This is a genomic window from Chromobacterium haemolyticum, from assembly GCF_009936155.1.
In the GTDB taxonomy this organism is placed as follows: Bacteria; Pseudomonadota; Gammaproteobacteria; order Burkholderiales; family Chromobacteriaceae; genus Chromobacterium; species Chromobacterium haemolyticum.
In genome coordinates, this window is sequence record NZ_AP019312.1 from 3,485,893 (window position 1) to 3,508,032 (window position 22,140).

Sequence of the window (22,140 nt, forward strand, 5' to 3'; positions counted from 1 at the left end):
CTTTCTCTCTTTAATGGCTGGGCCGCAGCAGGGCCAGCACAGCTGGGGTGTGGATGCGCAGCACGAAAACCGCCGGCGCCAAAGTCAGGGCGGCGGCGATGAAGAAACAGGCTTGATAGACATGGGCGGTGGCCACGGGCGCGCCGCTGTAATGAGTCAACGCGTTCAACAGCAGGCTGATCAAAGCCACGCCCAGGCCGAAGCTGAATTGGCGGTTGATGTTCCACAGCGCGCTGGCCTGCCGCAGTTCCGGTTCCGCGATGTCCAGAAAGGCCGCGCTCTGCGCCGCGCTGCTGCACAGGCTGCCGCCGAAACCCATCAAAGCGTAAGCGGCGATCAGCGGCCACGGCCGGCTGACGCCCAAAGCCAACGCGGCGATGCCGGCGCTCTGGAACAACATGCCCAAGAGCAGCAAAGGCTTGGGGCCGTCATGGTTGAAGCGGCCGCGAGTCAGGCTGATGGCCAGCCCGGAGGCCAGCGCCCAGGGCAGCATCAGGCTGCCGGCGGCTGCGGCGCTCAGCTTGAGCGATTCTTGCAGGTAGAGCATCGCCGCCAGGCTGACGCCCATGAACACGCCGGGCACAAACAGATAAACCAGCATGGCGGTGCGCAGCAAGGGATCGCGCAGCAGCGTCAGCTTCAACACCGGCTCGGCCTTGCCAGCGGCGGCGCGCGCGTAGCCGGCCAGCGCGGCGACGGCCAATAGCAGCGCGGCGACGCCGCACGGCAGGCGACCGCTTTCTCCCAGCCAGGTCAAAGCCAGCAACAGCGAGGCCATGCCGACGGCCAGCAAAGCCAGGCCGGACAGGTCTAACGCGTCGCGCTTGGCCGGCGCTTGGTCCGCCGGCAACCAGCGCGCCGCCAGCCAAAGCGTCAGCAGGGCCAGCGGCACGCTGGCCAGCAAGGCCCAACGCCAGGACAGCGCGTCCACGATCACGCCGCCCAGCGCCGGCGACAGCGCCGGCACAATCAGCGCCACGCTCATGATCCAGGCGGTGAGCCGAGCGCGCTGCGCCGGTGGATAGTGCCGGTAAACCATGGCCTGGCCCACCGGAATCAGCAGGCCTCCGCCCAGGCCCTGCAAGGCGCGCCAGCCAATCAGCGCCTCGATAGACCCGGCCGTGCCCGCCAGCGCCGCGCCGGCGAGGAACAAGCCCAGCGAGCCCAGCAGCACCCGCCGCTCGCCGTAAGCGCCGGCCAGCCACGCGCTGAGCGGAATCACCAGGGTCAGGCCCAGCATATAGGCGTTGCCCACCCAGGCCAGCTGCGCCAGCGACGCGCCCAGGCCGCGGCCAATGTCCGGATAGGCGACGCTGGCGATGAACATATTGATCAGGTCCAGCGCAAAGCCGAACAAGTACACCAAAGTCAGTTTCGAACGGGGCGACATCGGCGCTCTCCACGGTAAAGCGGCCGAGTATAGACAGGGGGCGGCGCTGGAAATACCGGCTTACGCCGGCTAGACTGTCAAATTATTTTTGACAATAGCGGGCTTTGTCGTGGTCAGTCTGGATCGTTTTGCTAGCTTCAAAGCCGTGGTGGACGCCGGCTCCTTCACCGCCGCCGCCGCCGCGCTGGGCCAAACCCGCGCCGTGGTCAGCTTCAATATCAAACGCCTGGAGCAGGAAGTCGGCGTCGCGCTGTTGATCCGCAACACCCGCAGCCTGGCGCTGACCGACGCCGGCGCGCGCTTTTACCAGCGCTGCGCCGATATGCTGGAGCAGGCGCGCTTGGCCGTAGACGACGCCCGCGCCGAGCATGGGGAGCTGAGCGGGGCGCTGCGCGTGACCGCCACGCTGGAATACGGCCTGGCCAAGATTGCGCCGGCGATCGAAGCCTTCGCCCTGCGCCATCCGACGCTGCAGGTGCAGCTGTCCACGTCCTCGCTGCATGCCGATTTGATCGCCGAGCGCTTCGACGTCGCCATCCGCCTGGGCCGCCTGCCGGAAACCGATCTGCACGCGGCGCAGCTAGCCCAGTTCGATATTTTCCCCGTGGCTGCGCCGGCTCTGCTGGTCCAAGAACCGCCCGGCGATCTGGCCGCGCTGAGCCGGCTGCCCTGGCTGGGACACAGCCGGCTCAAACACGCCCCGCCCTGGCTGGTGGACACGCCGGGCGGCGGCCAGACAGCCTGGCGCCAGCCCGGCACGGCGCGGCTGAGTTCGGACAGCGCGTCCATCCTTCGCGCCTACGCGCTGGCCGGCCTAGGCGTGGCCCTGCTGCCGGACTGGCTGGTCAACGCCGATCTGCAGGCCGGCCGGCTACGCCGGCTGCTGCCCGATCACGGCTTCCCGCAGCAAGGCGTTCACGCGCTCTACCCGCGCACCCGCCATGTGCCGGCCAAGGTACGGGCCTTCATCGATTTTTTGCGCGAGCGCGAGGCGGCGGGCTAGCGGGCCGCCCGCGATTGTCCTGGCCTTTGCCACCGGCACGTGCGTCGCGTCCACGCAGGCGTGCGCTGAACGGTGGGCAAAGCCGCGGCCTTGATGCAAAATGCCCGCTCCACCCCCAAGAAGCCACTCGAATGTCCTACCTCCGCGCCGCCTCGCTCCTGCCCGCCCTTTTGCTCTTGTCCGAATTCTGTCTGGCCGATATGGGCAGCATGGGCGCCTTCATGGTCAATCTGGCGCTGTTTGGCATCGTAGGCTGGCTGGCGCTGACTTGCTTGGTGTTCTGGAAGCTGCGCCGACACACGGCCGGAGCCCAGTTCGGCTTCACCCTATTATTTCTGCTGCTTCCCCTTTGTGGGTGGTGAGCATGGGGCGCTGATCCGCCGCCCATATCCAACAGTTTCATTAGGAAATGAGCGCCTAGAAACAGCTCACGACCCTTCCGTTTGGGCCAATTTCCAGAAACCTCGAATCCGCTTCGCGGATGATGATTTAGGGCCGGTTCCGCCCGTCAAACGGAAAGGGAGATTTGCACGGCCAAATCTCCCTTTACCCTAAAGGCCGCCCTGCAAGCCTGGCCTACGGCTTCCCGCCGGTTCCCGTCAGGCCCGAGGCGCGGCTGAACTCGCAGCGCGCTAACGTCGCGCTGCTCGAACAGGCAGCCGCTTAAAACCTCGGGCCTGCCACCCGACGGCAGGCTTGAAGGGAGTTTGGGCGCCTCGAATACGCGGTCTCCTGCGTATCAAATAGATCGTGAACAGCTTATTAGAACCCCATCGCCAACAACAGCCCCGCCGCCGCCAGCGTGCCCAGCGCCGCCACCCCATAGGTGCAGGCCTTGGCCAACGGTCCGCCGCGGATGCCGATATCGTGCAGGCTGTGGTAGATGCGGTGCGCCGCGTGCCACAGCAGCAAAGCGATCAGGCCGAACAGCAGCGCCTTGCCGATCAGGCTTTGCGCCAGCGCCTGCAGCGTGGCGTAATCGACGGCGCGCGCAGGCAGCCAGCCCAACGGCGCGGCGATGCCGGTGATGAACACCAGCATCGGCCCGAACAAGGCGGCCAGCATGCCGCCGGCGCCAAACAAGCCCCAGAAGATGGGCGCGTGAGAGCGTTTCAGTCCCGGTTTCATGCCGTCATCCCCCATACCAACATCAAGAGCGCGGCGCTGCACACCACGGCGGCGGCCAGGCCGCCGGCGGTGATGGCCAGCGCGGACACCCGCCGTCCCGCCAGCGTCAACGGCGGCAGCGTGCGCGGCATGATCTTGAACCAGGTGTAGCTGTGGTAGGCGATCATGGCCAGCGCCGCCGCGTGCAGCAACAGGGCCGGCGCGCTTTGCAGCGCGGCGACAAAGCCGTTCCAGGCCGCCTCGCCCTGGCTCAGCCGCCACAGCCCGCACAGCAGGGTCAGCGCGTAGCCGGCGACGAAGAGCGCCGTGCCTTCGTGCACCATGTACTCGATGAAGTAAGGGTTCTTGCGCCACCAGCCTCCCATCGGCCGGACATACGGTTTGCGCTTGCTCATTTGCAACCTCCTTTGGGCCGGGCGAAGCGCAGGAAGTAATCCCTGGCCACCGCCGTCTTGTTGAGGTTCACCGCATTGGCCGGGTCCACCATTTTGGGGCAGACCTCGGAGCAATAGCCCACCGCGGTGCAGTTGAACACCCCCTCCTGCGCGGCCAGCAGTTCCATCCGCTCTTCGGCCGCGCCGTCGCGTGTGTCCATGTTGTAGCGGTGCAGCAGTGCGATGGCGCCGGGCCCCAGAAACTTTTCGTCCAACCCGTATTGCGGGCAGGCGGCGTAGCACAGCAGGCAGTTGATGCAGCTGCTGAACTGGGCGTACCAATCCATCTGCGCCGGGGTTTGCAGGGTTTCGCCGTCGGACAGCGGCTTGTCTTCCTTGGGCACGATATAGGGCTGAATGCTTTCCAGCTTGGCGATGAAGTCGTCCAGCACCACCACCAGATCGCGCTCTATCGGGAAGTGGTTCAGCGCCTCGATACGCACCACGTCCGGGTAGTCGCGCAGAAAGGTCTTGCAGGCCAGCTTGGGCACGCCGTTCACCATCATGCCGCAGCTGCCGCAAATCGCCTGGCGACAGGACCAACGGAAAGCCAGGCCGCCGTCCAGGTAGTCGCGGATGTATTGCAACGCCTGCAGCACGGACATGTCGTCGCGATAAGGGACTTCAAAGTGTTGCAGCCACGGCTCGCTGTCCTGCTCCGGCCGGTAGCGCATCACGGCTATGGTCTTGGTCTGAGCGGTCATCGTGTGTCTGGTCATGGTGTGTTCGCTCATGCCTTGCCCTCCTTGGCCGCGGCTTCCGCCGCCAGGCCGGCGGCGCCGTAGGCGCGCACCGCCGGCTGCGATTTAGTGATCTTCACCGCGCCGTAGTCTATGCGTGGCGCGTCCCCGCCTTGATAGACGGCGAGGCTGTGCTTGAGGAAGTTGAGGTCGTCTCGCTGTTCGCAGCCGTCCAGCCGCTGGTGAGCGCCGCGCGATTCGCGGCGTTGCAGCGCGGAATGCGCCATCGCCTCGGCCACGTCCAGTTGGTAGCCCAGCTCGATGGCCAGCAGCCAGTCGCTGTTCCAGACGCTGGATTTGTCTTCCACGTGCACATTGCGGAAGCGCTGTTTCAGCTCCGCCAACTTGTCGCAGGTGGCCTGCATCGAGGCTTCCAAACGGTAGATGCCGCAGCCGGCTTCCATGGTTTCCGCCATTTCGCGGCGCAGTTCGGCGATGCGTTCGCCCCCTTCGCGCGCGCGCAGCGCGTGAAGGCGCGCCTCGGCGGCCTCGGCCTGCTTTTGCAGCGCTTCGCGCCGCGCGGGACGGCGCGATCGGGCGCAGCGAGCGGCTTCTTCGCCGGCCACTTTGCCGAACACCGACAGCTCCGCCAGCGAGTTGGAGCCCAGGCGGTTGGCGCCGTGGATGCCCACGCTGGAGCATTCGCCGGCGGCGAACAGGCCGGGCATGGGCGCGGCGCAGCGGCCGTCCACCAGGATGCCGCCCATGGTGTAGTGCACCGCCGGGCGCACCGGAATCGGCGCCTTGGCCGGGTCTATGCCCAGGAACTCATCCGCCAGCTCGCAGATTTGCGGCAGCCGTTCGCGCAGCTTGGCGTGGCCCAGGTGGCGCAGGTCCAGATACACCGCGGAGCCCCATGGGCCTTCCACGGTACGGCCCTGTTGCTGCTCGTACCAGAAGGCCTGGCTCAGGCGGTCGCGCGGGCCCAGTTCCATGAATTTGTTGCGCGGCTTGTCCTCCGCCGGCCCCAGGCCGTAATCCTGCAGATAGCGGTAGCCGTCCTTGTTGACCAGCAGGCCGCCTTCGCCGCGGCAGGCCTCGGTGAACAACAGGCCGGTGCCGGGCATGCAGGTGGGGTGGTATTGGACGAATTCCATATCGCGCAGCGGCACGCCGTGGCGGTAGGCCAGCGCCATGCCGTCGCCGGTGACGATGCCGCCGTTGGTGTTCTCGCGGAACACCCGGCCGGCGCCGCCGGTGGCCATCACCACCGCGCCGGCTTCGATCAGCAGGCTGTCGCCGCTGGCGATGTCGATGGCCAGCACGCCGCGCGCCTCGCCGTCCTCCACGATCAGATCCGCGCAGAAGTATTCGTCGAAGCGGCGGATGGACGGGAAGCGGATGGAGGTCTGGAACAGGGTGTGCAGCATGTGGAAGCCGGTTTTGTCGGCGGCGAACCAGGTGCGCTCTATCTTCATGCCGCCAAAGGCGCGCACATTGACGCTGCCGTCCTCCTTGCGGCTCCACGGGCAGCCCCAGTGTTCCAGCTGCACCATTTCCTCAGGGCATTGAGCCACAAAGTATTCCACCACGTCCTGCTCGCACAGCCAGTCGCCGCCGGACACGGTGTCGTTGAAATGGGCGTCGAAGCTGTCGTGCGCCTGCTTGACCCCGGCGGAGCCGCCTTCGGCCGCCACGGTGTGGCTGCGCATCGGATAGACCTTGGACACCAGCGCGATGCGCAGCTCCGGGTCCGCCTGGGCGGCGGCGATGGCGGCGCGCAAGCCCGCGCCCCCCGCTCCCACGATCACAATGTCTGCTTGGTAAGTTTCCACAAGCTTTCCTCACTTAGAAGTACAAATGCGTCAATCCGTACGCCGCCAGCGTGGACACCCCCACTCCTATCAGCCCCGGCATCATGAAGCTGTGGTTGAGCAGATACTTGCCGATGCGGGTGGTGCCGCTGCGGTCCATATTGATGGCCGCCAGGTCGCTGGGATAAAAGGCGAAGAAGAAATAGGCGTAGCAGGAGGGCATGATGGCCAGCAGCTGGTGCGGGCTCAGGCCCAGCGCCAGACCGAAGGGCACCATGATGGTGAGCGTGGCGGCCTGGCTTTTGACGAAGGCGGACACCGCGAACATCGCCAGCGCGAAGGTCCACGGCGCGTAGGCCACCATGGCCTTGATATTGGCCACCAACAGCGGCTCGTTGGCCTTGACGAAGGTATCGCTCATCCAGGCGATGCCGAAGATGGACACCACGGCGATCATGCCGGCGGTGAAGACCTCGGAGCGGGCGATGACCGCCGCCTTGGCGTTGGAACGGAACAGGATGAAGGCGCCGAAGGCCAGCATCACGAACTGCACCACCGTGGTCATGGGCACCGGCTTGCCCTGGCTCACCGGCAGCCATTGCGGAAACAACGCCAGCAGCACGATGACGAAGATGCCGGCGAAGAACAGCGCCACCGATTGCCGCGCCGCCGCCGGCAGCGTCTTGTCCAGGGTAGTGACGGATTGTTCCACCGAGGCGCGGAAGTTCGGATCTTGCATCCGAGCCAGGAATTCCGGATCGCGGTCCAGCTCCACGCCGCGGCGCAGGCTCCAGCATGCGGCGGCCAACACGCCCAGCAGGCCGGCCGGCGCGGTCACCATCAGGATTTGCCACAGGGTCAGCGGCTGGCCGCTATGGGCGGTCATCGCCAGCAGCGAGGTCACCGCCGCCGCCGCCGGGCTGGCGGTGATGCCCATTTGCGAGGCCACGCTGGCCATGGCCATCGGCCGTTCCGGGCGGATGCGGGTTTTGAGAGAAACGTCGGCGATCACCGGCAGCAGCGAATACACCGCGTGACCGGTGCCCACGCACATGGTGAGCAGGAAGGTGGACAGCGGCGCCAGAAAGGTGATTTGCTGCGGATGGCGGCGCATCAGCCGCTCCGCCTGCTGCACCAGGAAATCCAGGCCGCCGGCCACTTGCAACGTGGCCGAGGCGGTGACCACCGCCAGAATGATCAGCATCACGGTGATGGGCGGCTCCGCCGGCGCCACGCGGAACACGAAACAGAGCACCGCCACGCCCAGCCCGCCTATCATGCCCAAGGCCACGCCGCCTCGGCGTATGCCCATCAGTATCGCCGTCAGCAGCAGCGCGAATTGTATCCAGAAAACCCACATGATCTTGTCCCTATTAGCCATTGTTTTCCGCTGTTATAGGGGATTAACAGCATCGGCTAATAGACCTTGATCAAGTCCGGCCCACAACGATTCCAAAACAGACCATTGGCATTGAACGCAGCCTGTGCTTCAAAGCTTCCCGCCCGCTCTACCAACCTTGACAACGGCTAAGCAAGATAGCCCTTGAACAGATTCTTAAAGTGTTTTCTGCCCCTGCACCGCCGAAAAATGACTCACCACCTCGCTCAACTGGGCGGTGCTGCTGCGAATCTGATCAATGGAGGTACTGGCCACGCCGGCATGCTCCTCGCCCATCCGCGCCTTGACCTGCATTTCATGGATGCTCTCACTGGCGGACGAGGTGCCGTTGCGGATGTCGTCTATCATGCCGGCCACTTCCTTGGTGGAGGCGTTGGTGCGCTCGGCCAGCTTGCGCACCTCGTCCGCCACCACCGCGAAGCCGCGGCCCTGCTCGCCGGCGCGCGCCGCCTCGATCGCCGCGTTCAAGGCCAGCAGATTGGTCTGGTCGGCAATCTCGTGAATGGTGTTGACGATGGAGGTGATGCGCAAAGTCTTGGAGTCAAGATCCTCGATGATCTTGACCGAACGCTCTGCGCTGTCCGCGATCAGACTCATCTCGCCTATGGTGTCCTTGATCACCGCCAAGCCGTCGGACGAGGCCGCGTCCGACGCGGCGGACAAGCGGTGCGCCTCTTTCACCAGGTGCTGGTCGCGCTGCGCGGCCTCTTCTTCCTCCGTGATGTCCAGCGCGAACTTGATCACTTTGTAGACTTGCCCCTCGTCGTTGACGATGGGGTTGTAGCTGGCCTCCAGCCAGATGGGCCGGCCCTGCTTGTCGCGGCGTTCGAACTTGCCGGCGATGAAGATGCCCTGGTTCAATCGCTGCCACAGCTCGGCATAGGCAGGACTGTGCGCGTATTCCGGAGGGCAGAAAGCCCGGTGATGCTGCCCGATGATTTCCTGCTCGCTATAGCCCACCGTGTTCAGGAAATTGCTGTTGGCGCGCAGCACGATGCCGTCGATGGAGAACTCGATCACCGCCATCGAACGGCTGACCGCCTTCATCGTATTGCGCGCTTCCAGTTCCGCCTGCACTGACTTGGTCACGTCCAGCGCGAACTTGACCACCGCCGTCACCTGGCCGGCCTCGTCGCGCACCGGGTTGTAGCTGGCCTCCAGCCACACGATATCCCCGTTCTTGGTCACTCGCTTGAAGCGGTCGCTGACGAAATGCCCCTGCCGCAACCTACTCCAAAAGTTACCGTACTCTGGGCTGCTCACAAACTCCGCCGGACAAAACAACCGGTGATGCTGACCTATCACCTCGCTGGCGTGGTAGCCCATCACCGCTTCAAAATTGGCGTTGGCGGAACGCACCACGCCGTCCGGAGAGAACTCGATCACCGCCATCGAGCGGTCTATCGCCTGCAACACGCCCTGCTGCTTATGCAGTTCCGCCACCGTGTCCTGCAATTTGCGTTTCAACGCCATATTGAACATGCAGCAACCCTTCCGCTCGAATCTTAGTTCTTGCCGTCAGCGCTCCTCTTCCACTCTATTATTTACAAAGCCCGCCATGCCAATGTCAAACCGTAAAAACACCTACCGCGCCTCGGTGGTAGAAAGGTCGGGGCTTCACAAAAAAACAAGCCGCCTTTCGGCGGCGGCAGGAGGGAAACCAGGCGAGTCGCTCAATCCGGCGCATCCGGATCGGTAAGCAGCCGTGAGAACATCTTGAAATCGCCCGGCTCGCCTCGTACCTGACGATATGCGCGCAACAAGCCCTCGTATTGGAAACCGCAGCCGCGCAACAATTGCTCGGCGCGCCGGTTGCCGTCGCGCGTCACCGCCTGCACCCGGTACAAGCGACAGCCGGTAAACGCCCAAGCCGTAACCGCCTTGCAAGCCGCCAAGCCCAGCCCGCGCCCCCAATAGGCCGGCGCCAGGTCGAAATCGATTTCCGCGCAGCGGTCCGCCGGCCAGACGGCGTCAAAACCGATGGAGCCGGCCAAGCATCCCAGATCATCGTCCACAATGGCCAGCCGCAACGGCGCGCCCGGTTCATCGGAACGATAGGCCTGTACCAAGGGCGCCAGATCCGCCGCCGACTGCAGCACCCAGCGCAGATGCTGCGCCACCTCCGGCAGGCGCAGATAATCGTACCAGTCGGGAATATCCAGCATTTCCATTGGACGCAGGCTGAAACCCTGCAGATCGATAGACGGCGGGGGTATCACATTCATCACGAGCACCAGAAATGAGGCGACCGGCCCCACCCCGGCAAGCGAGTGGACCCGACCACGCTTTATTGTGTACAGCGAAAGACCGCACTCCATTCTAGAAGATCGCTCGCCAATAGAAAGCCGATATGCGAGCGGAGCCCCGCGACGGGCTCAGATATTCATGCCGGCAGGCGCAGGTTAAAAGTAGCCGGGATTTGCGGGCTATCGCCGGAGAAGAAGCCCTGCATTGCCTTGTGCGCATCATCAGCGAGCGACGGCGGAAGGGCTGGGGAACAGCGTTGAAACTAGCCTTTCGGCCGGCGCCTGATCAGTCAGGCTTCGCCATAATACGACAGGACAAATATTCAGCCGCCGCGCCTGCGCGCCGAGCGGCACAGGCTCGCTCTTTGATCGACCCCAATGCGAAGGAGCCTCGCCATGAATCTAAACCAAGCCGTACTGGAAGATCCTGTCATCGAAGACATCGACGATCAGATCGAAAAAGTGCTGGCCATGATGTCCACCCAGGAGTTGCAACGACTGCAAGCCAAGTTGCAACAGCGGTATCAGTTGGAGTATTCCGAAACCGACGCTCATCCGTTCAATATCAAAACCATCATCAAGGGACGCGAGATCCGCTTTTCGCGCGGGGTGTCGCCGGCCTCGCGCGCCTTCATGATCCTGCACAGCCTGGGGCATTATATTTTCATCTGCGCGGCCAAGCGCAAGAACATCAAGCGCTACGACTATATTTACGATCTGCGCGGGGTGCAGACGGCGCTGCACTATTACGAAACCGCAGGACAGGGCAGCGGCCTGGATCAGCCGCCGCCGATGACGGCGCAGAAACGCAAGGACCGGGTGTCCTTCGAGGTGGGGGCCAACCGCTTTGCCGCCGACCTGCTGGCCGACATCGGCTTTAGCCAGGCGGAGGCCCTGATTCAGCGTTATCAGGTGGGCGACATCAACTATATTCTCGACGTGTCGAGCGGCGGCAAGGCCGCCATCGTGCCCAGCGACCACGACTATCTGCGCCGCTACATTTGCGCCGGCTTGTCCATTGATCCCAACGACGCTTACGATGACGGCGTCTATGATCCGGACGCCTACCTCCGGTACGGCATAGATTGGCAATATATCGAGGATATCCGGCTTGAGATTCATTTCTTCTGATTCTTACGGGCGCGCATGGGCAGCATAAGCCGCCCCCAACTGGGCGCCTTGTTCTGCTGCATGTTCATCATCGGCTCGGCCGAAGTAGCGGCCGGCCCGATGATGGCCTTGATGGGCCGCCATTTCGGCGTGCCTTCCAGCGCCATAGCCTATCTGCCCGCCGCTTACGGGCTGTGCTACGGCGTGTTCGCGCTGGTGGCCGGCCCGCTGTCCGACCGCTTCGGCCGCAAACCGCCGTTGCAACTGGGCCTGCTCGGCTTCGCCTTGTGCTGCGCGCTGCTGCCCCTCGCGCCCAACCTGAACGCGGCCGTCGCGTTGTCCGCGCTGAGCGGCCTGTGCGCGGCGGTGATCCAACCCAACGCGCTGGCGCTGGTGGCGGACCTGGCCCCTCGCCCCCAGCTTGGCCAAAAGTTGGGCCAGGTCTTCATCGGCTTGATGCTGGCCTTCGTGCTGACCCCGGCGCTGGCCGGAAGGCTGGCGGATACAGCGGGTTGGCAGGCCAGCTATTACGCGCTGGCCGCGGCCGGCTTGCTGGCATGGGCCGCGGTGCGGCGGCTGTTCCGCGCCGACGGCGGCCGCCTGACGGCGGACGGCGGTTTTCTAGCCACCTTGGCCGGCGCCTGGCGCACGCCCGGCGCGCGGCGGCGGTTGTGCGTCAGCTATCTGTGGCTGGGCTGGGTGGCCGGCTTCGGCGCCGTAGTGGCCGAGGTGGCCGCGCGCAAACTCACCCTCAGCTCCACCGGCGGCGGTCTGCTCGCCGGCGGCTTCGGCCTGGTGGTTGTGCTGGGGAATCTATGCGGCCCCCCGCTGCAACGGCGGCTGGGCGAGGCGGCCTTGCCTGCGGCGGCGCTGGCGGCGGCGCTGGGCATCTTGTCCTTCCTGCTGCCCCTCGCCGCTTTGTGGCAGTTGGCGTTGGCCGGCAGTCTTTGGGCCTTCGGCTACGGCTGCGCCGGGCCCTTGCACCACGCGCGCCTCAGTACGCTGTCCGAACGCTATCGCGGCACCCTCAATTCTTATCACGCCAGCTTGCTGAACCTGGGCATTTTTTCAGCTTCCCTGCTGCTGGGCCTGAGCAGCGAGCCGAGACCCATCGCCTGGTTCTGCGCCGCCACCGGGCTCTTGACCCTGGCCGGCGCGCTCTTGTTGCTGCCCTTCGGACCGGGCTTGCGGCCGGCAAGCGCCAACCCTTCCTGAAAGCGGTTCAAAACCCAACCTCACACGGTAAGCGCGTCCTATCCTGCCCGGACTCTCAAGGCTTTGAACAGGTTTCAAAACTATCGCCGACATTGAGAAATACAATTTCGGCATCGGCTTGCAAATTCGCCGGCCGGACAAATCATGACAAACACAAAACAAAATGCGGTTTAACTAAGGAATTGTCATGATCGTCATTCGGGAAATTGATCATATCGTGCTGCGGGTCAGCAACCTGGCCAAGATGGAGCGTTTTTACAGCGAGGTATTGGGTTGCACCGTGGAACGCCGGCGCGAGGACTTGGGGCTGTTGCAACTGCGCGCCGGCCGTTCGCTGCTGGACCTGGTGCCGGTGGACGGGCCTCTGGGACGGGCAGGCGGCCGCGCGCCTTCCGCGGAAGGCCGCAATCTGGATCACTTCTGCTTCCGCGTGGACCCCTTCGATGAGGATGCGATACGCGCCCACTTGGCCCGGCACGGCCTGAGCGCAGGGGAAACCGCTCAGCGTTACGGCGCCGAAGGCGAGGGCCCCTCGCTATACCTGCAGGATCCGGAAGGCAATGTGGTGGAGCTGAAAGGCCCGTCCTGCCCTTAGAACCTGTTCAAAGTCTGCTGCGCTTCGTGATGCGCTGCACGGTGAGTACAAGCTCAAAATGCTCATGTACCACTTGTACATTCCGCTTTTTCGCTCGTTTTCGCCTTGTCTCGCCCTTGCTCGCCGGAGACTGATAGTTCTAGTGGAATCCATCTCCTCTTGGTGTCTCCTCGAGCATGGGCGGCGGTTTTAAATATTACTGACTTTGATTTTTTTATTTAGACATAAATACTCTAGTCTAGACCGCTTTGTTAATAGGGAATTTAATCCATCACCACTGTCCCTAATTCAAACACTCGTTTGGAGTAAATACCGAAATTCAAACTGGCATTGAATTGGTATTAAATATCGTCAGTGGCCCTTATTCGCCGCACAACCGGCCGCGCGCCGCAAATATAAAAACCCCTGAAGCAAGCGGCGCGTTCAGGGGTTTCTGTTGCGTGAGTCCGCGTTCAGGGCTGTTTGCGCGCCTGAATGCCCACCGCCACTTTCCGCAACTTGTCCGCATAGCCCGGATCCGTGGCGTAGCCGCCCTGGGCCAGCGCCTGGGCGAAAGCCTGGGCGTTGCCGCCCACGCCAAGCGCGCCGCGGTAACGCGGGTTGCCGGCCAGCAACTGCGCGTAATCGGCGAAAGCGTCCTGCAGGCCGGAATACGCGCGGAAGCTTTCAATCCGCTTCACATCGCGGCCGTCCACATGCTCGGTGGTCAAGGCGCTGGTGACTTCGCCCTGCCAGCCCTTGCCGGCCTTGATGCCGAACAGGTTGTGATTGCTGCCGCCATCGGCGCGGGTCAGCGGACGCTGACCCCAACCGGATTCCAGCGCCGCGTGCGCGGACACCAGTTCAGGCGCCACGCCCAGCTTGGCGGCGGCTTGTTGCGCGTAAGGCGCGATGCTGTCGAGAAAGGCTTGTTGATCCGCGCCGTAGGGCATGCTGCCGCCCAGCGTGGCATCCTGGACGCGCTGACGCGCCCAAGCGCCTTCCGGCGACAGGCTGGCCCAGCTGTCCGAACCGTTTTCGATGAAGTCGCGCACCTCGCCGTGCAGCTGGCTGCTCCATTGGTCGGCAAAACGCTCGCCGTCCCCGCCGCCCTGGCCCATCAGCGGCAAGGCGACGGTGTCGGCGCCGAAGTCCGGCCCGGCGCCGATGTCATTGCGCACAGTAAACATCGCTGTCTCCATTCAGCACGCGGTTCATCAGGTCCTGCTGCTGTTGCAGTAGTTGGCCGTTGCGCAGGTTTAGGGTCTGGCACAGGCGGATTTGCTCCACCAGCGCATTCCAACGCTGACGGCAGGCTTGCTCCGCGGCGGCGGGCAAGAGCTTGAGCACCGCGTCCATAGAGGCGGCGCGGCCCGCGCCCAGCAATTGGCCGGCCAGTTGCAGCCGCTGGTCGCGGCTGAGCTGCAAGGCGTCGCACTGGGCGACGATGTCCGAACCCAATTGCCGCAGTTCGTCGGCCTGGTGCGCCAGCGCGGCGGCGAACTGCTGTTCCAGCAGTTGCTCCAAGCGGCCATAGCCTTGCAGGTCCTGCCCCACAGTGGCCAGCAGTTGTTTGAAGGCTTGCTCGCGATTCATTCAGCGGCTCCGGTGATATTGCTCCACCAGGTCGGCCAGCCGGGCGGCGTCGAAGCGCACTTCGCCGCGCGCTAGCGCGGCACGCACTTCTTCCACCCGTTTCATGTCGATGTCCGGCAGCGCGCGCAGCTCCGCCACCGCCGGCGCCATGTCCTGGCTCGCGGCGGGCGCGGCGACGGACGCGGGCGCGCGGGCCGGCGTTTCCGCGGCGGCGCTCTGGCCGCCGACCGCCAGTTCGCGGCGTTGCGACGAGGTCGAGTTGATTTGCATAGTTTGAAATCCGTCTGGGTTGGCTGTGCGAGCGGCTGGGGCGCTTGATGCCGCGTTGCGCGGCCGCTCGGAGCGGGCTTTGCGGCCCGCCCTCACCCCTTCAAGGCGACAGTCTGGAAAAAAACTTAAAAATTTACCGGTAACATTTTCAGAACGACAATGCGCCGGTTTTCCAGACGGATATATCGGCCAAACACCAGTTCCTTCAGGATGCGCGCCACCATCTCGCGGGAGGAGCCGATCTGGTCCGCGATTTCCTGCTGGGTCAGCTGCTTTTTCAGCACCATCTCATCGCCGTCCTGCTCTTCCAGCATTTGATTGATCAGGATGCGCACGCGGCCGTACACGTCCATCAGCGCCAGGTTCTTGGCCTTGTTGGACATGCGGCGCACCACTTGCACCAGATGGCACATGATGCGGGTGCGGGCCTCCGGGCTGTGCGGCAGGCCGTCTTCGGTATCGAAAAGCTGCATCAGGCTGTCGCGGCTAAACACCAGCAAGTGGCTGTCCTCGTCCGCCGCGCAATTGGAACTGCGCTCGCCGCTGTCGATGAAGCCGACCATGCCGATCAGCTCGCCGGAGGCGCAGATTTGCAGAATATATTTTTTGCTGAGCCCATCCGAAACAAAGACTTGCATGCAGCCGCTGGCCAGCAGGTAGACCTCGTTGGCGCTGTCGCCTTCGTTGTACAGCACCTCGCCCTTGCTCAAGCGGCGGCTTTCGGCCAGCCCCAGCGCTTTGTCCAGCTTGTCATTGTCCAGATGTCCGAACAAATGTGTGCCTCTTAACAAGGCTTTGATATTGTGGTTTTCATTCATGACCACGTCGTCCCCGATAGTCTTGCGATTGAATCGACTTTCCCGCAGATGTTTGCCGCCTTTTGGCGTCTTTTTTTGTCAACATCATCCGAGTCTTTCGCTCGGATTTTTATTAATCAGGTGCGGATTATAATATTAGCGGTTAACAAAAGTGTGAAAAAACACACATAAAAAAAGCCTGAAACGAATCAGGCTTTTGTTTCGAACCCAAAAAAATAAAAGTTCATCGGGTAGTTAGGCCATCTTGCAGCGCGCTATCCAGATCGGATTTCTGTAGTGGCGAACTTACAACACTGGTCTCGCGATTGCCGCTCTGCCCCGGCGGCCCGAACATGGCCACCACCGCCTGCGCTTGCTTGCTGGTCATCACCAAGAGCTCGATGCGGCGGTTGTAAGCGGCCAAGGGATGCGCGGCGTCCAGCGGCGCCCGGTCCGCCATGCCCACCACTTGCAGGATGCCCGCGGCGTTCATGCCGCCTTCCAGCAAGTGCAGCCGCGCCGCCATCGCGCGGTTGCTGGACAAGCCCCAGTTCGAAAACGAACCGAAGCCGGCGGTGCGGTATTGCGCGGCGTCCGTATGTCCGACAATCAGCAATTGATTGTCGATATGGCTGAACATATCGCCCATTTCATGCAGCAGCCGCTTGAAGCGCGGCTCTACGATGGCGCTGCCGCGCTCGAACATGCCCTGGTTGTCGGTATCGTGCAGCATCACCCGCAAGCCGTAAGGCGTGACCACGGTCTGCAGATTGCTTGCCAAGCCGGCGTCCTGGCTCATTTTGGCCAGCAAGCCGGCCAGCTTTTCCAGGTCCGCCACGCTGTCCAGGCTGCGCTGACCTTGGCCGTCGAAGGTCTTTTTGGCCACCTTGTTGCTCTCCTGCAGCATGGAGTCCGCCTTGGTGGTGGTGGTGGGCTGGCCCGGAATCGGATCGCGCGGGATCAGGCTGCCCGGCGGGGTGCCGGTGTGTTCAATGCTGCGCGAGCCGCCGGCCTTCAGCGGGCTGCCGCCGCCCGCGGTCAGCAATTGCTGCAGGTTTTCCTGATCGCGCGCGGCCAGCACCCACAACACCAGGAACAAACACATCAGCGCCAGCACGAAGTCGGCGAACGCCACTTTCCAGGCGCCGCCGTGCCCTTCGGAATCCTGGCGGCGCGACACCTTCTTGATCACCGCGGCTTCATGCTCGCGATTGGGTTTATTCGCCATGCCCGCCATCCGATTAGTTCACGCCTTCCAGCGCGTTGATCCAGGTTTCCAGCTGAGAGAAGCTGGGCTTGGTGTTCAGTTGCACCAGGCGGCGGCCGGCGTCGATGGCCAGCAGCGGCGGCTTGCCGGATACGTGGGTGGTCAGCACCACTTTCACCGATTCGTAGTTGGACAGCTCCTGTTTGACCAGCTGGTGCATCATGTTGGACAGCGGGTCCAGCACGCCGTAGCAGAAGAAGATGCCGATGAAGGTGCCCACCATGGCGGCGGCCACTTTCTCGCTGATCTCGCCCGCGGTGGCGCCCTGGCTGACGCTGTTCATCGCCATCACGATGCCCAGCACCGCGGCCAGGATGCCGAAGCCCGGCATCGCCTCGGCGATCTTGTGCAGCGACTTGGACGGCTGGTTCAGTTCTTCATGAATCGCGTCCAGTTCCTGATCCAGCACGCCCTCCAATTCATGGGCGCTGATCTTGCCCATGGCCATCAAGCGGAAATTGTCCACGATGAAGGCCAGCAGCTTGGGTTCTTCCAGCACCAGCGGGTAGCGGTTGAACAAGGGGCTTTGACGCGGGGCCTCCACGTGTTCGTCCAGCGCCTTCAGGCCCTGGCTGGCGGTAATCAGCAGTTCGTACATCAGCAGCAGCAGCTGGCGCTGGAATTCCGCGTCGTACTTCTTGCGCATGCCGACGCGCTTGATCTGGCCCCCCATTTCCGTGAGCACGTGCTGCGGGTTGCCCAGCACGATGGCGCCGACGGCGGCGCCGCAAATGATCAGCAGCTCCACCGGCTGCCAGATCACCGACATGATGCCGCCATGCAGCATGAAGCCGCCAAAGACACAAACCAGCACGATCAGAATGCCGAATAATTGCTGCATGTTTTCTTTCCTCGGACTCAGGCCGCTTGTAGGCGAGCCTGCATTTTTTTGAGAGCGCTCTTGTTGATCTGGCAGACGCGGGCTTCGGTCAGCGCCAGCACCGCCGCGATCTCCTTGAGGCTCAGTTCAAATTCGTAATACAGTTGGATCACTTGCTGCTCGCGCGGGTTAAGCGCCTGCAAGGCCACGGTCAACGCGCTTTTCAGCGCCAGCCGCTGTTCAGGATTGTCTTCCGCCGCCGGCTCCAGCCCCTGGGCCATCAGTTCGTCGAAGCTGGACAGCGCTTCGGCGTTGTCCGCCAGCAGCGCTTCCTGATAGGCCTCGGCGCTGAGTCCCAGCAGCTGCATCGCCTCCGTCTCGCTGGGTTCGCGCCCCAGCTTGCGGCTGAGCAGGCGCAGGCCGTCGCGCACGCGGTGCGCTTCCTGTCGCACCGAGCGCGGCCGCCAGTCCAGCCGGCGCAGTTCGTCGAGAATGGCGCCGCGGATGCGCAAAATGGCGAAACCGGCGAACTTGTCGTCCGGCTCGCCATAGCGGCGCAGGCTCTCCAGCAAGGCCATCAGTCCCACCTGCTCCATATCTTCGCGGTCAAACACGCCGCCGGCCTGGGACGACAGCTGACGCGCCACCCGCTTGACCAGGTGGGCGTACTGGCGCAGCGCCTCGGCTTCGCCGCCGGCGCTGACCGGGGCCTCGTCGTAACAGGCGTACATAGGGGCTTACTCGATGATCAACTTGCTAACCATCACCTCGCTGAACGGCGCGTCGCGTCGCTCGCGCAGAAAACCGCCGGCATAGGCCTTGGCCAGCAAACGCTGGTAGTCGTCTATGCTCATCGCCAGCGCCTTGTCCGCCGGCAGCTCCGAGAGCGCGCGCACCGCGATGCTTTTCAGGAAGGGCAGTTGGGCCTTGACCTCCGCCTCCTGCTTTTCATTGCTGCGGAACACTAGGTCCACCGCCATGAAGCGGGTGGCGGATTCGCCGCCGCGCAGCATTACGATCACCTTGTCCATGCTGACGAAGCGCGCATCCGGCGCCGCCGCCGGCTTGGGCGCCGCCGCGGCCTGCGGCGCGCGGGCGCTCAGCCACCACCAGGCGCCGCCGCCGGCGGCCAAAGCCGCCGCGACGGCCACGATCAAAATCACTACGATGTTTCTGTTCATGCTTGTGCTTCCGCTGCTCAGCTCTGGCCCAGCCAGAAGCTTTGTCCATCACCCTGCCCCGCTTCCGCCAGCGCCCGGCCCGGCGCGCGTTGCGGCTGCTGTTGCCCCTGGCGTTCCTGACGCTGCTGGCCGTGGCCGCCCTGCCCCGGCGCGCCTTCGCGCACATCCACCGCCACCTGCGTGTATTGGCGGTTGGACAGGTCCTGGCGCAGCGCGTCGCCTATAGCTTGCAGCTGCCGCACCACTTCACCGTGCGAGGCGGTCAACTGCACTTGCAGCGCGCCGGCTTCGTGACGGATGGAAATTTCCAGCGAGCCCAGCGACGGCGGGTCCAGACGGATCAGCGCGCGGTCCATGCCGTGGCTGCTTTGCACTTGCAGACGTTCGCCCAGCGCGGCGCTGAGTTTGTCGCCCCACTTGGCCGGCTGCTCCGCCGGCAGCTTGATCGGCGCCCATTCCGGCAGCGGCGCGCCGGCCTTGTCCTGCGGCTGCGGCGCAATGGCGGCCAATAGCGGCGAAGCGGGTTGCGCCGACGTCGGGAGTTCGCGGCCGGCCTGGGCCTCGCCGGCCGGCTTGGCCGGCAGCGGCGCCAGGGTGTTGATCGCGGCGGACAAGGCGTCCGACGGCATCGCCGCCTCGGCGGTTTGACGCGACGTCGCCGCCGTGGCGACGCGCGCGGCCGCATCCACGCCGGCTTGCGCCGGCGCTCCGGCCTGAGGCGCAAGGGCCGGCGGCTGCGGCGCAGCCGGCATCAGCGGCAGAGGCTGAGCGACAAGGACGCCGGGCTGCGCGGCCGGCTTCTCCGCCTTGGCTTCGTCGCCCGCGGGGGCCTCGGCGTCGGCGTCGACCGCCGGCGCGGCGTTTTGCCCGTCCATCAGGCTGGCCAGCAAGGCGCTGGCGAAATCACCGCCGGAATCCGGCGCCGCCGCGTTCGGGTCCAGCAAGGGATCGGCCGGCGCGGCGTCGGCGGGCGTTGACGCGCCGCCAGCAAGAAGATTGGGGGGCAAGGATACGTTCATGCTTGATTCCAGTCGCTGACTTCGGCGTAGGCGATTTGCGCTTCGCGCTGATGGCTCAGCGCGGCGATTTTTTCTTGCAGTTCCGCGGAGTCCGCGCGGCAGACCTCCAGCGCGTCGCGGTAAGCGGCGCGCAAGGCGGCGCGCGCGGCCGCGTCCAGCGCCTGAGGCTGGGTGCGCAGCAGTTCCGCCAATAGTTGGTCCAGCGCGGCCAGGCGCTCCCAATCGCGCTCGGCGCAGGCGCGGCGGATGGCGGCTTCCAGCGCGGCCGGCTCAGGCGGCTTCATGCTGGTCCCGCACGCCTATCCAACCGCCCTTGAGCTTGATCAGCAGCTGTTCGGCCTCGTCCAGCGCCGCCACATCCAAGTTCACGCTGGCGTGGTAGAGCCGGTAGGCGCAGTAGTCGTAGAGCCGCGCCAGATTGGTGACCACCTCGCCGCCGGAGTCGAAGTCCAGCGCGCTGGACAGGCCGTTGAGGATGTTGATGCACTTGCTGATGCTTTCGCCCTTTTGCTCGTAGCGCTGGTTTTCCAGATGGCCGCGCGCGCGCGCCATTTCTTCCAGCAGGCCGTCGAACAGCACCAGCACCAACTGCACCGGCGAGGCGGAGTGGGTCTGCGCTTCCAGATTGACCGCGTGATAGCTGCGGTAGGCGTCGTAATCCACGTTGTCGTGCTCCTGTTCTAATCAATAGGCGGGAGGTCGTCCCTCCCGCCGAATTCAATGCGGCCAAGCTAATCCGGCGACGGATTCAGAGCCTATTCGCGATCTCGCGACGGATCGTGCGCATGCTCAGAAAGACAGCATGCCCAGAGTCTTCTGCATGTCCTCCTGCATCTTCTGCAGCTGGGTGAACTGCGTCAGGTAACGCTTGTAGCTCTGGTCGTACTGGGCTTTCAGCCGCACTTGGCGGCTGTCCAGGTCTTTCTGGATGCGGGCTTCGGAGTCCTTGCGCAGCTTGAGCAGACCGCTGCTGCCGTTCAGCCATTTGTCCAGGTAGTCGCTGCTTTGCTTGACCACGCCGTTCTTGTTGTCGCCGTTGACGAAACGGTCCAGCGCGTCCGGCTTGTCCTTCAGGGTGTCGTTCAGTTTCTTGCTGTCCAGGCTCAGGGTGCCGTCGCGGTTGGCCTTGATGCCCAGCTGGTTCAGGGTGATGCCGTCGTATTCCTGACGCAGCAAGCCGTTGATGCCGTCTTTCAGGCTGCGGATGCCGGAGTCGCTGGCGAAGGGGCCGCCGGTCTTGCCTTCCTTGCCCGGCGCGGACAGATCGGCGATAGCGCTGGCCAGCTTGTTGTAGCTGTCCACGAAGCCCTGCACATTGCTCACGGTGTCGGCCTCGTTGCGCGCGACATTGAGCTGCAACGGGGTGTCGCCCGGCTTCATCGCCTTGCTGATGGTCAGGTTGACCCCGTCTATGCTTTCGAAGGTATTGGACGCCTGCTTCATCTGCACGCCGGTATCCTTATTGCCCAGCCAGACGATGGCGTCCTGCCCCTTGGTCAGTTCCTTGGGACTGGCGAGGCCGCTCTTGAGGCCGGCGTCGCTGACCTGGCTCAGGTCCAGCGTGACGACGCCGCTTTCGCCTGTCTTGCCGGAGGACATCACCAGCTGGCTAGTGCCGCCGTTGTTCAACACCATGGCGTTGACCTTGCCGCTGTTGCCGCTGGCGCGGTTGATGGCCAAGGCCAGTTCCGACGGGGACAGATTGCCGTCGCCGTCGCGGTCAGCGCTGCTGAGGTCCACTTCAAAGCTGTCGCTGCCCTGGCGGATGGTGATCTTGTCGCCGGCCTGGGCCTTGGCGCCGGACAGGCTGCCAAAAGACATCTGGTGGGCGGTGGCCACTTGTTCGATGAACAGCGAGTAGTTGCCCGGCTGGGCGTTGCCCTTGGCGCTGACGCTGCCGAAGCCTTCCTGGCTGATGCTGGCGCTCATCGCCACCAGGCTTTTCTTGCTGGTGATGCCGGACAGCGCGCTGCGATAGTCCTGCAAGGCTTTTTGCAGCTTGTTCAGCGCGTCGCCGCGCGCCTGCGCCGCCTTGCTCTGGTTGTCCAGTTGGTTCTGGGCGTCTTGCAGGTACAGGCTGGCGGCGTTTTGGGCCAGCGCCGAAGGCGGAGTCTTGCTGAAATCGATAGCCATTTGGAATCCTTTCGCTGTGCGCGGGCCGGATCGGCGTCCGGGCGGAAGATGGATGGTAGTGACT

General features: G+C 64.1%; 25 protein-coding genes. 5 read left to right on the top strand and 20 right to left on the bottom strand.

Annotated features, from left to right (window positions below; genetic code table 11):
* Nucleotides 1-10: 10 nt before the first annotated feature.
* Nucleotides 11-1,390: an MFS transporter gene (locus GYH29_RS15960; protein WP_161524119.1), complete on the bottom strand. Its 1,380-nt coding sequence runs from the start codon at nt 1,388-1,390 to the stop codon at nt 11-13.
* Nucleotides 1,391-1,499: 109 nt separating this feature from the next.
* Between GYH29_RS15960 and GYH29_RS15965 the strand changes: the two genes are divergently transcribed.
* Nucleotides 1,500-2,393 carry a LysR family transcriptional regulator gene (locus GYH29_RS15965; RefSeq protein WP_019104343.1) on the top strand — a complete coding sequence of 298 codons (894 nt, stop codon included), beginning with the start codon at nt 1,500-1,502 and terminating at the stop codon, nt 2,391-2,393.
* A gap of 131 nt (nt 2,394-2,524) precedes the next feature.
* Nucleotides 2,525-2,755 (top strand): hypothetical protein, encoded by a 231-nt coding sequence (locus tag GYH29_RS15970; RefSeq protein WP_161524120.1) that lies wholly within the window; start codon nt 2,525-2,527, stop codon nt 2,753-2,755.
* A gap of 400 nt (nt 2,756-3,155) precedes the next feature.
* On the opposite strand, the gene frdD is transcribed toward GYH29_RS15970, so the two are convergent.
* The 7 genes from frdD to GYH29_RS16005 form a co-directional block, all read right to left on the bottom strand.
* On the bottom strand, nt 3,156-3,521 hold the full coding sequence (gene frdD, locus GYH29_RS15975; protein WP_161524121.1) for a fumarate reductase subunit FrdD: 366 nt from the start codon (nt 3,519-3,521) through the stop codon (nt 3,156-3,158).
* Nucleotides 3,518-3,916, bottom strand: coding sequence for a fumarate reductase subunit C (locus GYH29_RS15980; protein WP_161524122.1), 399 nt, complete (start codon nt 3,914-3,916; stop codon nt 3,518-3,520). Before GYH29_RS15980 ends, frdD begins: the two co-directional genes overlap by 4 nt.
* Complete coding sequence (locus GYH29_RS15985; RefSeq protein ID WP_019104347.1) at nt 3,913-4,689, bottom strand: succinate dehydrogenase/fumarate reductase iron-sulfur subunit; 777 nt, start codon at nt 4,687-4,689, stop codon at nt 3,913-3,915. The genes GYH29_RS15980 and GYH29_RS15985 overlap by 4 nt, the downstream gene beginning before the upstream one ends.
* Nucleotides 4,686-6,470, bottom strand: a complete 1,785-nt coding sequence (gene frdA, locus GYH29_RS15990) for a fumarate reductase (quinol) flavoprotein subunit (RefSeq protein ID WP_161524123.1) — start codon at nt 6,468-6,470, stop codon at nt 4,686-4,688. The genes GYH29_RS15985 and frdA overlap by 4 nt, the downstream gene beginning before the upstream one ends.
* Nucleotides 6,471-6,483: 13 nt before the next feature.
* Nucleotides 6,484-7,809, bottom strand: coding sequence for an anaerobic C4-dicarboxylate transporter (locus GYH29_RS15995; RefSeq protein WP_043633291.1), 1,326 nt, complete (start codon nt 7,807-7,809; stop codon nt 6,484-6,486).
* A 195-nt stretch (nt 7,810-8,004) separates the two neighbouring features.
* Nucleotides 8,005-9,330, bottom strand: a complete 1,326-nt coding sequence (locus GYH29_RS16000) for a methyl-accepting chemotaxis protein (protein ID WP_043590280.1) — start codon at nt 9,328-9,330, stop codon at nt 8,005-8,007.
* Nucleotides 9,331-9,521: 191 nt separating this feature from the next.
* A complete protein-coding gene (locus GYH29_RS16005; RefSeq protein WP_039755377.1) occupies nt 9,522-10,073 on the bottom strand; it encodes a GNAT family N-acetyltransferase in 552 nt (183 codons plus the stop codon).
* A 417-nt stretch (nt 10,074-10,490) separates the two neighbouring features.
* Between GYH29_RS16005 and GYH29_RS16010 the strand changes: the two genes are divergently transcribed.
* The 3 genes from GYH29_RS16010 (at nt 10,491) to GYH29_RS16020 (ending at nt 13,014) form a co-directional block, all read left to right on the top strand.
* Entirely contained in the window at nt 10,491-11,225 is a 735-nt protein-coding gene (locus GYH29_RS16010; RefSeq protein ID WP_161524124.1) for a hypothetical protein, read from the top strand.
* Nucleotides 11,226-11,240: 15 nt separating this feature from the next.
* Nucleotides 11,241-12,419, top strand: a complete 1,179-nt coding sequence (locus GYH29_RS16015; RefSeq protein ID WP_019102274.1) for an MFS transporter — start codon at nt 11,241-11,243, stop codon at nt 12,417-12,419.
* 187 nt (nt 12,420-12,606) lie between these two features.
* Complete coding sequence (locus tag GYH29_RS16020; RefSeq protein ID WP_107732657.1) at nt 12,607-13,014, top strand: VOC family protein; 408 nt, start codon at nt 12,607-12,609, stop codon at nt 13,012-13,014.
* Between the two features lie 452 nt (nt 13,015-13,466).
* Here GYH29_RS16020 and GYH29_RS16025 read toward each other — a convergent pair whose 3' ends face one another.
* The 12 genes from GYH29_RS16025 to fliD all read right to left on the bottom strand — a co-directional run bounded on the left by GYH29_RS16025 (nt 13,467) and on the right by fliD (nt 22,076).
* Nucleotides 13,467-14,183 carry a glucosaminidase domain-containing protein gene (locus GYH29_RS16025; RefSeq protein WP_232060407.1) on the bottom strand — a complete coding sequence of 239 codons (717 nt, stop codon included), beginning with the start codon at nt 14,181-14,183 and terminating at the stop codon, nt 13,467-13,469.
* Nucleotides 14,164-14,589, bottom strand: a complete 426-nt coding sequence (gene flgN, locus GYH29_RS16030; protein WP_019102271.1) for a flagellar export chaperone FlgN — start codon at nt 14,587-14,589, stop codon at nt 14,164-14,166. Before flgN ends, GYH29_RS16025 begins: the two co-directional genes overlap by 20 nt.
* Complete coding sequence (gene flgM, locus GYH29_RS16035) at nt 14,590-14,859, bottom strand: flagellar biosynthesis anti-sigma factor FlgM (protein WP_019102270.1); 270 nt, start codon at nt 14,857-14,859, stop codon at nt 14,590-14,592. It abuts the gene before it with no gap.
* Nucleotides 14,860-14,984: 125 nt separating this feature from the next.
* A complete protein-coding gene (locus tag GYH29_RS16040; protein WP_232060408.1) occupies nt 14,985-15,632 on the bottom strand; it encodes a Crp/Fnr family transcriptional regulator in 648 nt (215 codons plus the stop codon).
* Between the two features lie 268 nt (nt 15,633-15,900).
* A complete protein-coding gene (locus tag GYH29_RS16045) occupies nt 15,901-16,884 on the bottom strand; it encodes a flagellar motor protein MotB (protein WP_081545921.1) in 984 nt (327 codons plus the stop codon).
* Nucleotides 16,885-16,897: 13 nt separating this feature from the next.
* On the bottom strand, nt 16,898-17,764 hold the full coding sequence (gene motA / locus GYH29_RS16050) for a flagellar motor stator protein MotA (RefSeq protein WP_019102267.1): 867 nt from the start codon (nt 17,762-17,764) through the stop codon (nt 16,898-16,900).
* Nucleotides 17,765-17,781: 17 nt separating this feature from the next.
* On the bottom strand, nt 17,782-18,474 hold the full coding sequence (locus tag GYH29_RS16055; RefSeq protein ID WP_043590289.1) for an RNA polymerase sigma factor FliA: 693 nt from the start codon (nt 18,472-18,474) through the stop codon (nt 17,782-17,784).
* A 6-nt stretch (nt 18,475-18,480) separates the two neighbouring features.
* The gene (locus tag GYH29_RS16060; protein ID WP_043590290.1) at nt 18,481-18,924 is read right to left on the bottom strand and encodes a hypothetical protein; all 444 of its coding nucleotides are present in this window, start codon (nt 18,922-18,924) and stop codon (nt 18,481-18,483) included.
* Nucleotides 18,925-18,941: 17 nt separating this feature from the next.
* Entirely contained in the window at nt 18,942-19,943 is a 1,002-nt protein-coding gene (locus GYH29_RS16065) for a flagellar hook-length control protein FliK (RefSeq protein ID WP_052051947.1), read from the bottom strand.
* Entirely contained in the window at nt 19,940-20,227 is a 288-nt protein-coding gene (locus GYH29_RS16070) for a hypothetical protein (RefSeq protein WP_019103738.1), read from the bottom strand. The genes GYH29_RS16065 and GYH29_RS16070 overlap by 4 nt, the downstream gene beginning before the upstream one ends.
* Nucleotides 20,214-20,606 (bottom strand): flagellar export chaperone FliS, encoded by a 393-nt coding sequence (gene fliS / locus GYH29_RS16075; protein WP_019103737.1) that lies wholly within the window; start codon nt 20,604-20,606, stop codon nt 20,214-20,216. The genes GYH29_RS16070 and fliS overlap by 14 nt, the downstream gene beginning before the upstream one ends.
* Nucleotides 20,607-20,732: 126 nt before the next feature.
* Nucleotides 20,733-22,076 carry a flagellar filament capping protein FliD gene (gene fliD, locus GYH29_RS16080; RefSeq protein WP_019103736.1) on the bottom strand — a complete coding sequence of 448 codons (1,344 nt, stop codon included), beginning with the start codon at nt 22,074-22,076 and terminating at the stop codon, nt 20,733-20,735.
* Nucleotides 22,077-22,140 lie beyond the last annotated feature (64 nt).

Excerpts from the sequence above, each read along its gene's own strand:
- GYH29_RS15960 (WP_161524119.1), bottom strand. The coding sequence starts at position 1,390 with ATGTCGCCCCGTTCGAAACTGACTTTGGTGTACTTGTTCGGCTTTGCG.
- GYH29_RS15970 (WP_161524120.1), top strand. The coding sequence starts at position 2,525 with ATGTCCTACCTCCGCGCCGCCTCGCTCCTGCCCGCCCTTTTGCTCTTG.
- frdD (WP_161524121.1), bottom strand. The coding sequence starts at position 3,521 with ATGAAACCGGGACTGAAACGCTCTCACGCGCCCATCTTCTGGGGCTTG.
- GYH29_RS15980 (WP_161524122.1), bottom strand. The coding sequence starts at position 3,916 with ATGAGCAAGCGCAAACCGTATGTCCGGCCGATGGGAGGCTGGTGGCGC.
- GYH29_RS15985 (WP_019104347.1), bottom strand. The coding sequence starts at position 4,689 with ATGAGCGAACACACCATGACCAGACACACGATGACCGCTCAGACCAAG.
- GYH29_RS15995 (WP_043633291.1), bottom strand. The coding sequence starts at position 7,809 with ATGTGGGTTTTCTGGATACAATTCGCGCTGCTGCTGACGGCGATACTG.
- GYH29_RS16000 (WP_043590280.1), bottom strand. The coding sequence starts at position 9,330 with ATGTTCAATATGGCGTTGAAACGCAAATTGCAGGACACGGTGGCGGAA.
- GYH29_RS16005 (WP_039755377.1), bottom strand. The coding sequence starts at position 10,073 with ATGAATGTGATACCCCCGCCGTCTATCGATCTGCAGGGTTTCAGCCTG.
- GYH29_RS16010 (WP_161524124.1), top strand. The coding sequence starts at position 10,491 with ATGAATCTAAACCAAGCCGTACTGGAAGATCCTGTCATCGAAGACATC.
- GYH29_RS16015 (WP_019102274.1), top strand. The coding sequence starts at position 11,241 with ATGGGCAGCATAAGCCGCCCCCAACTGGGCGCCTTGTTCTGCTGCATG.
- GYH29_RS16020 (WP_107732657.1), top strand. The coding sequence starts at position 12,607 with ATGATCGTCATTCGGGAAATTGATCATATCGTGCTGCGGGTCAGCAAC.
- GYH29_RS16025 (WP_232060407.1), bottom strand. The coding sequence starts at position 14,183 with ATGTTTACTGTGCGCAATGACATCGGCGCCGGGCCGGACTTCGGCGCC.
- flgN (WP_019102271.1), bottom strand. The coding sequence starts at position 14,589 with ATGAATCGCGAGCAAGCCTTCAAACAACTGCTGGCCACTGTGGGGCAG.
- flgM (WP_019102270.1), bottom strand. The coding sequence starts at position 14,859 with ATGCAAATCAACTCGACCTCGTCGCAACGCCGCGAACTGGCGGTCGGC.
- GYH29_RS16045 (WP_081545921.1), bottom strand. The coding sequence starts at position 16,884 with ATGGCGAATAAACCCAATCGCGAGCATGAAGCCGCGGTGATCAAGAAG.
- motA (WP_019102267.1), bottom strand. The coding sequence starts at position 17,764 with ATGCAGCAATTATTCGGCATTCTGATCGTGCTGGTTTGTGTCTTTGGC.
- GYH29_RS16055 (WP_043590289.1), bottom strand. The coding sequence starts at position 18,474 with ATGTACGCCTGTTACGACGAGGCCCCGGTCAGCGCCGGCGGCGAAGCC.
- GYH29_RS16060 (WP_043590290.1), bottom strand. The coding sequence starts at position 18,924 with ATGAACAGAAACATCGTAGTGATTTTGATCGTGGCCGTCGCGGCGGCT.
- GYH29_RS16065 (WP_052051947.1), bottom strand. The coding sequence starts at position 19,943 with ATGAACGTATCCTTGCCCCCCAATCTTCTTGCTGGCGGCGCGTCAACG.
- GYH29_RS16070 (WP_019103738.1), bottom strand. The coding sequence starts at position 20,227 with ATGAAGCCGCCTGAGCCGGCCGCGCTGGAAGCCGCCATCCGCCGCGCC.
- fliD (WP_019103736.1), bottom strand. The coding sequence starts at position 22,076 with ATGGCTATCGATTTCAGCAAGACTCCGCCTTCGGCGCTGGCCCAAAAC.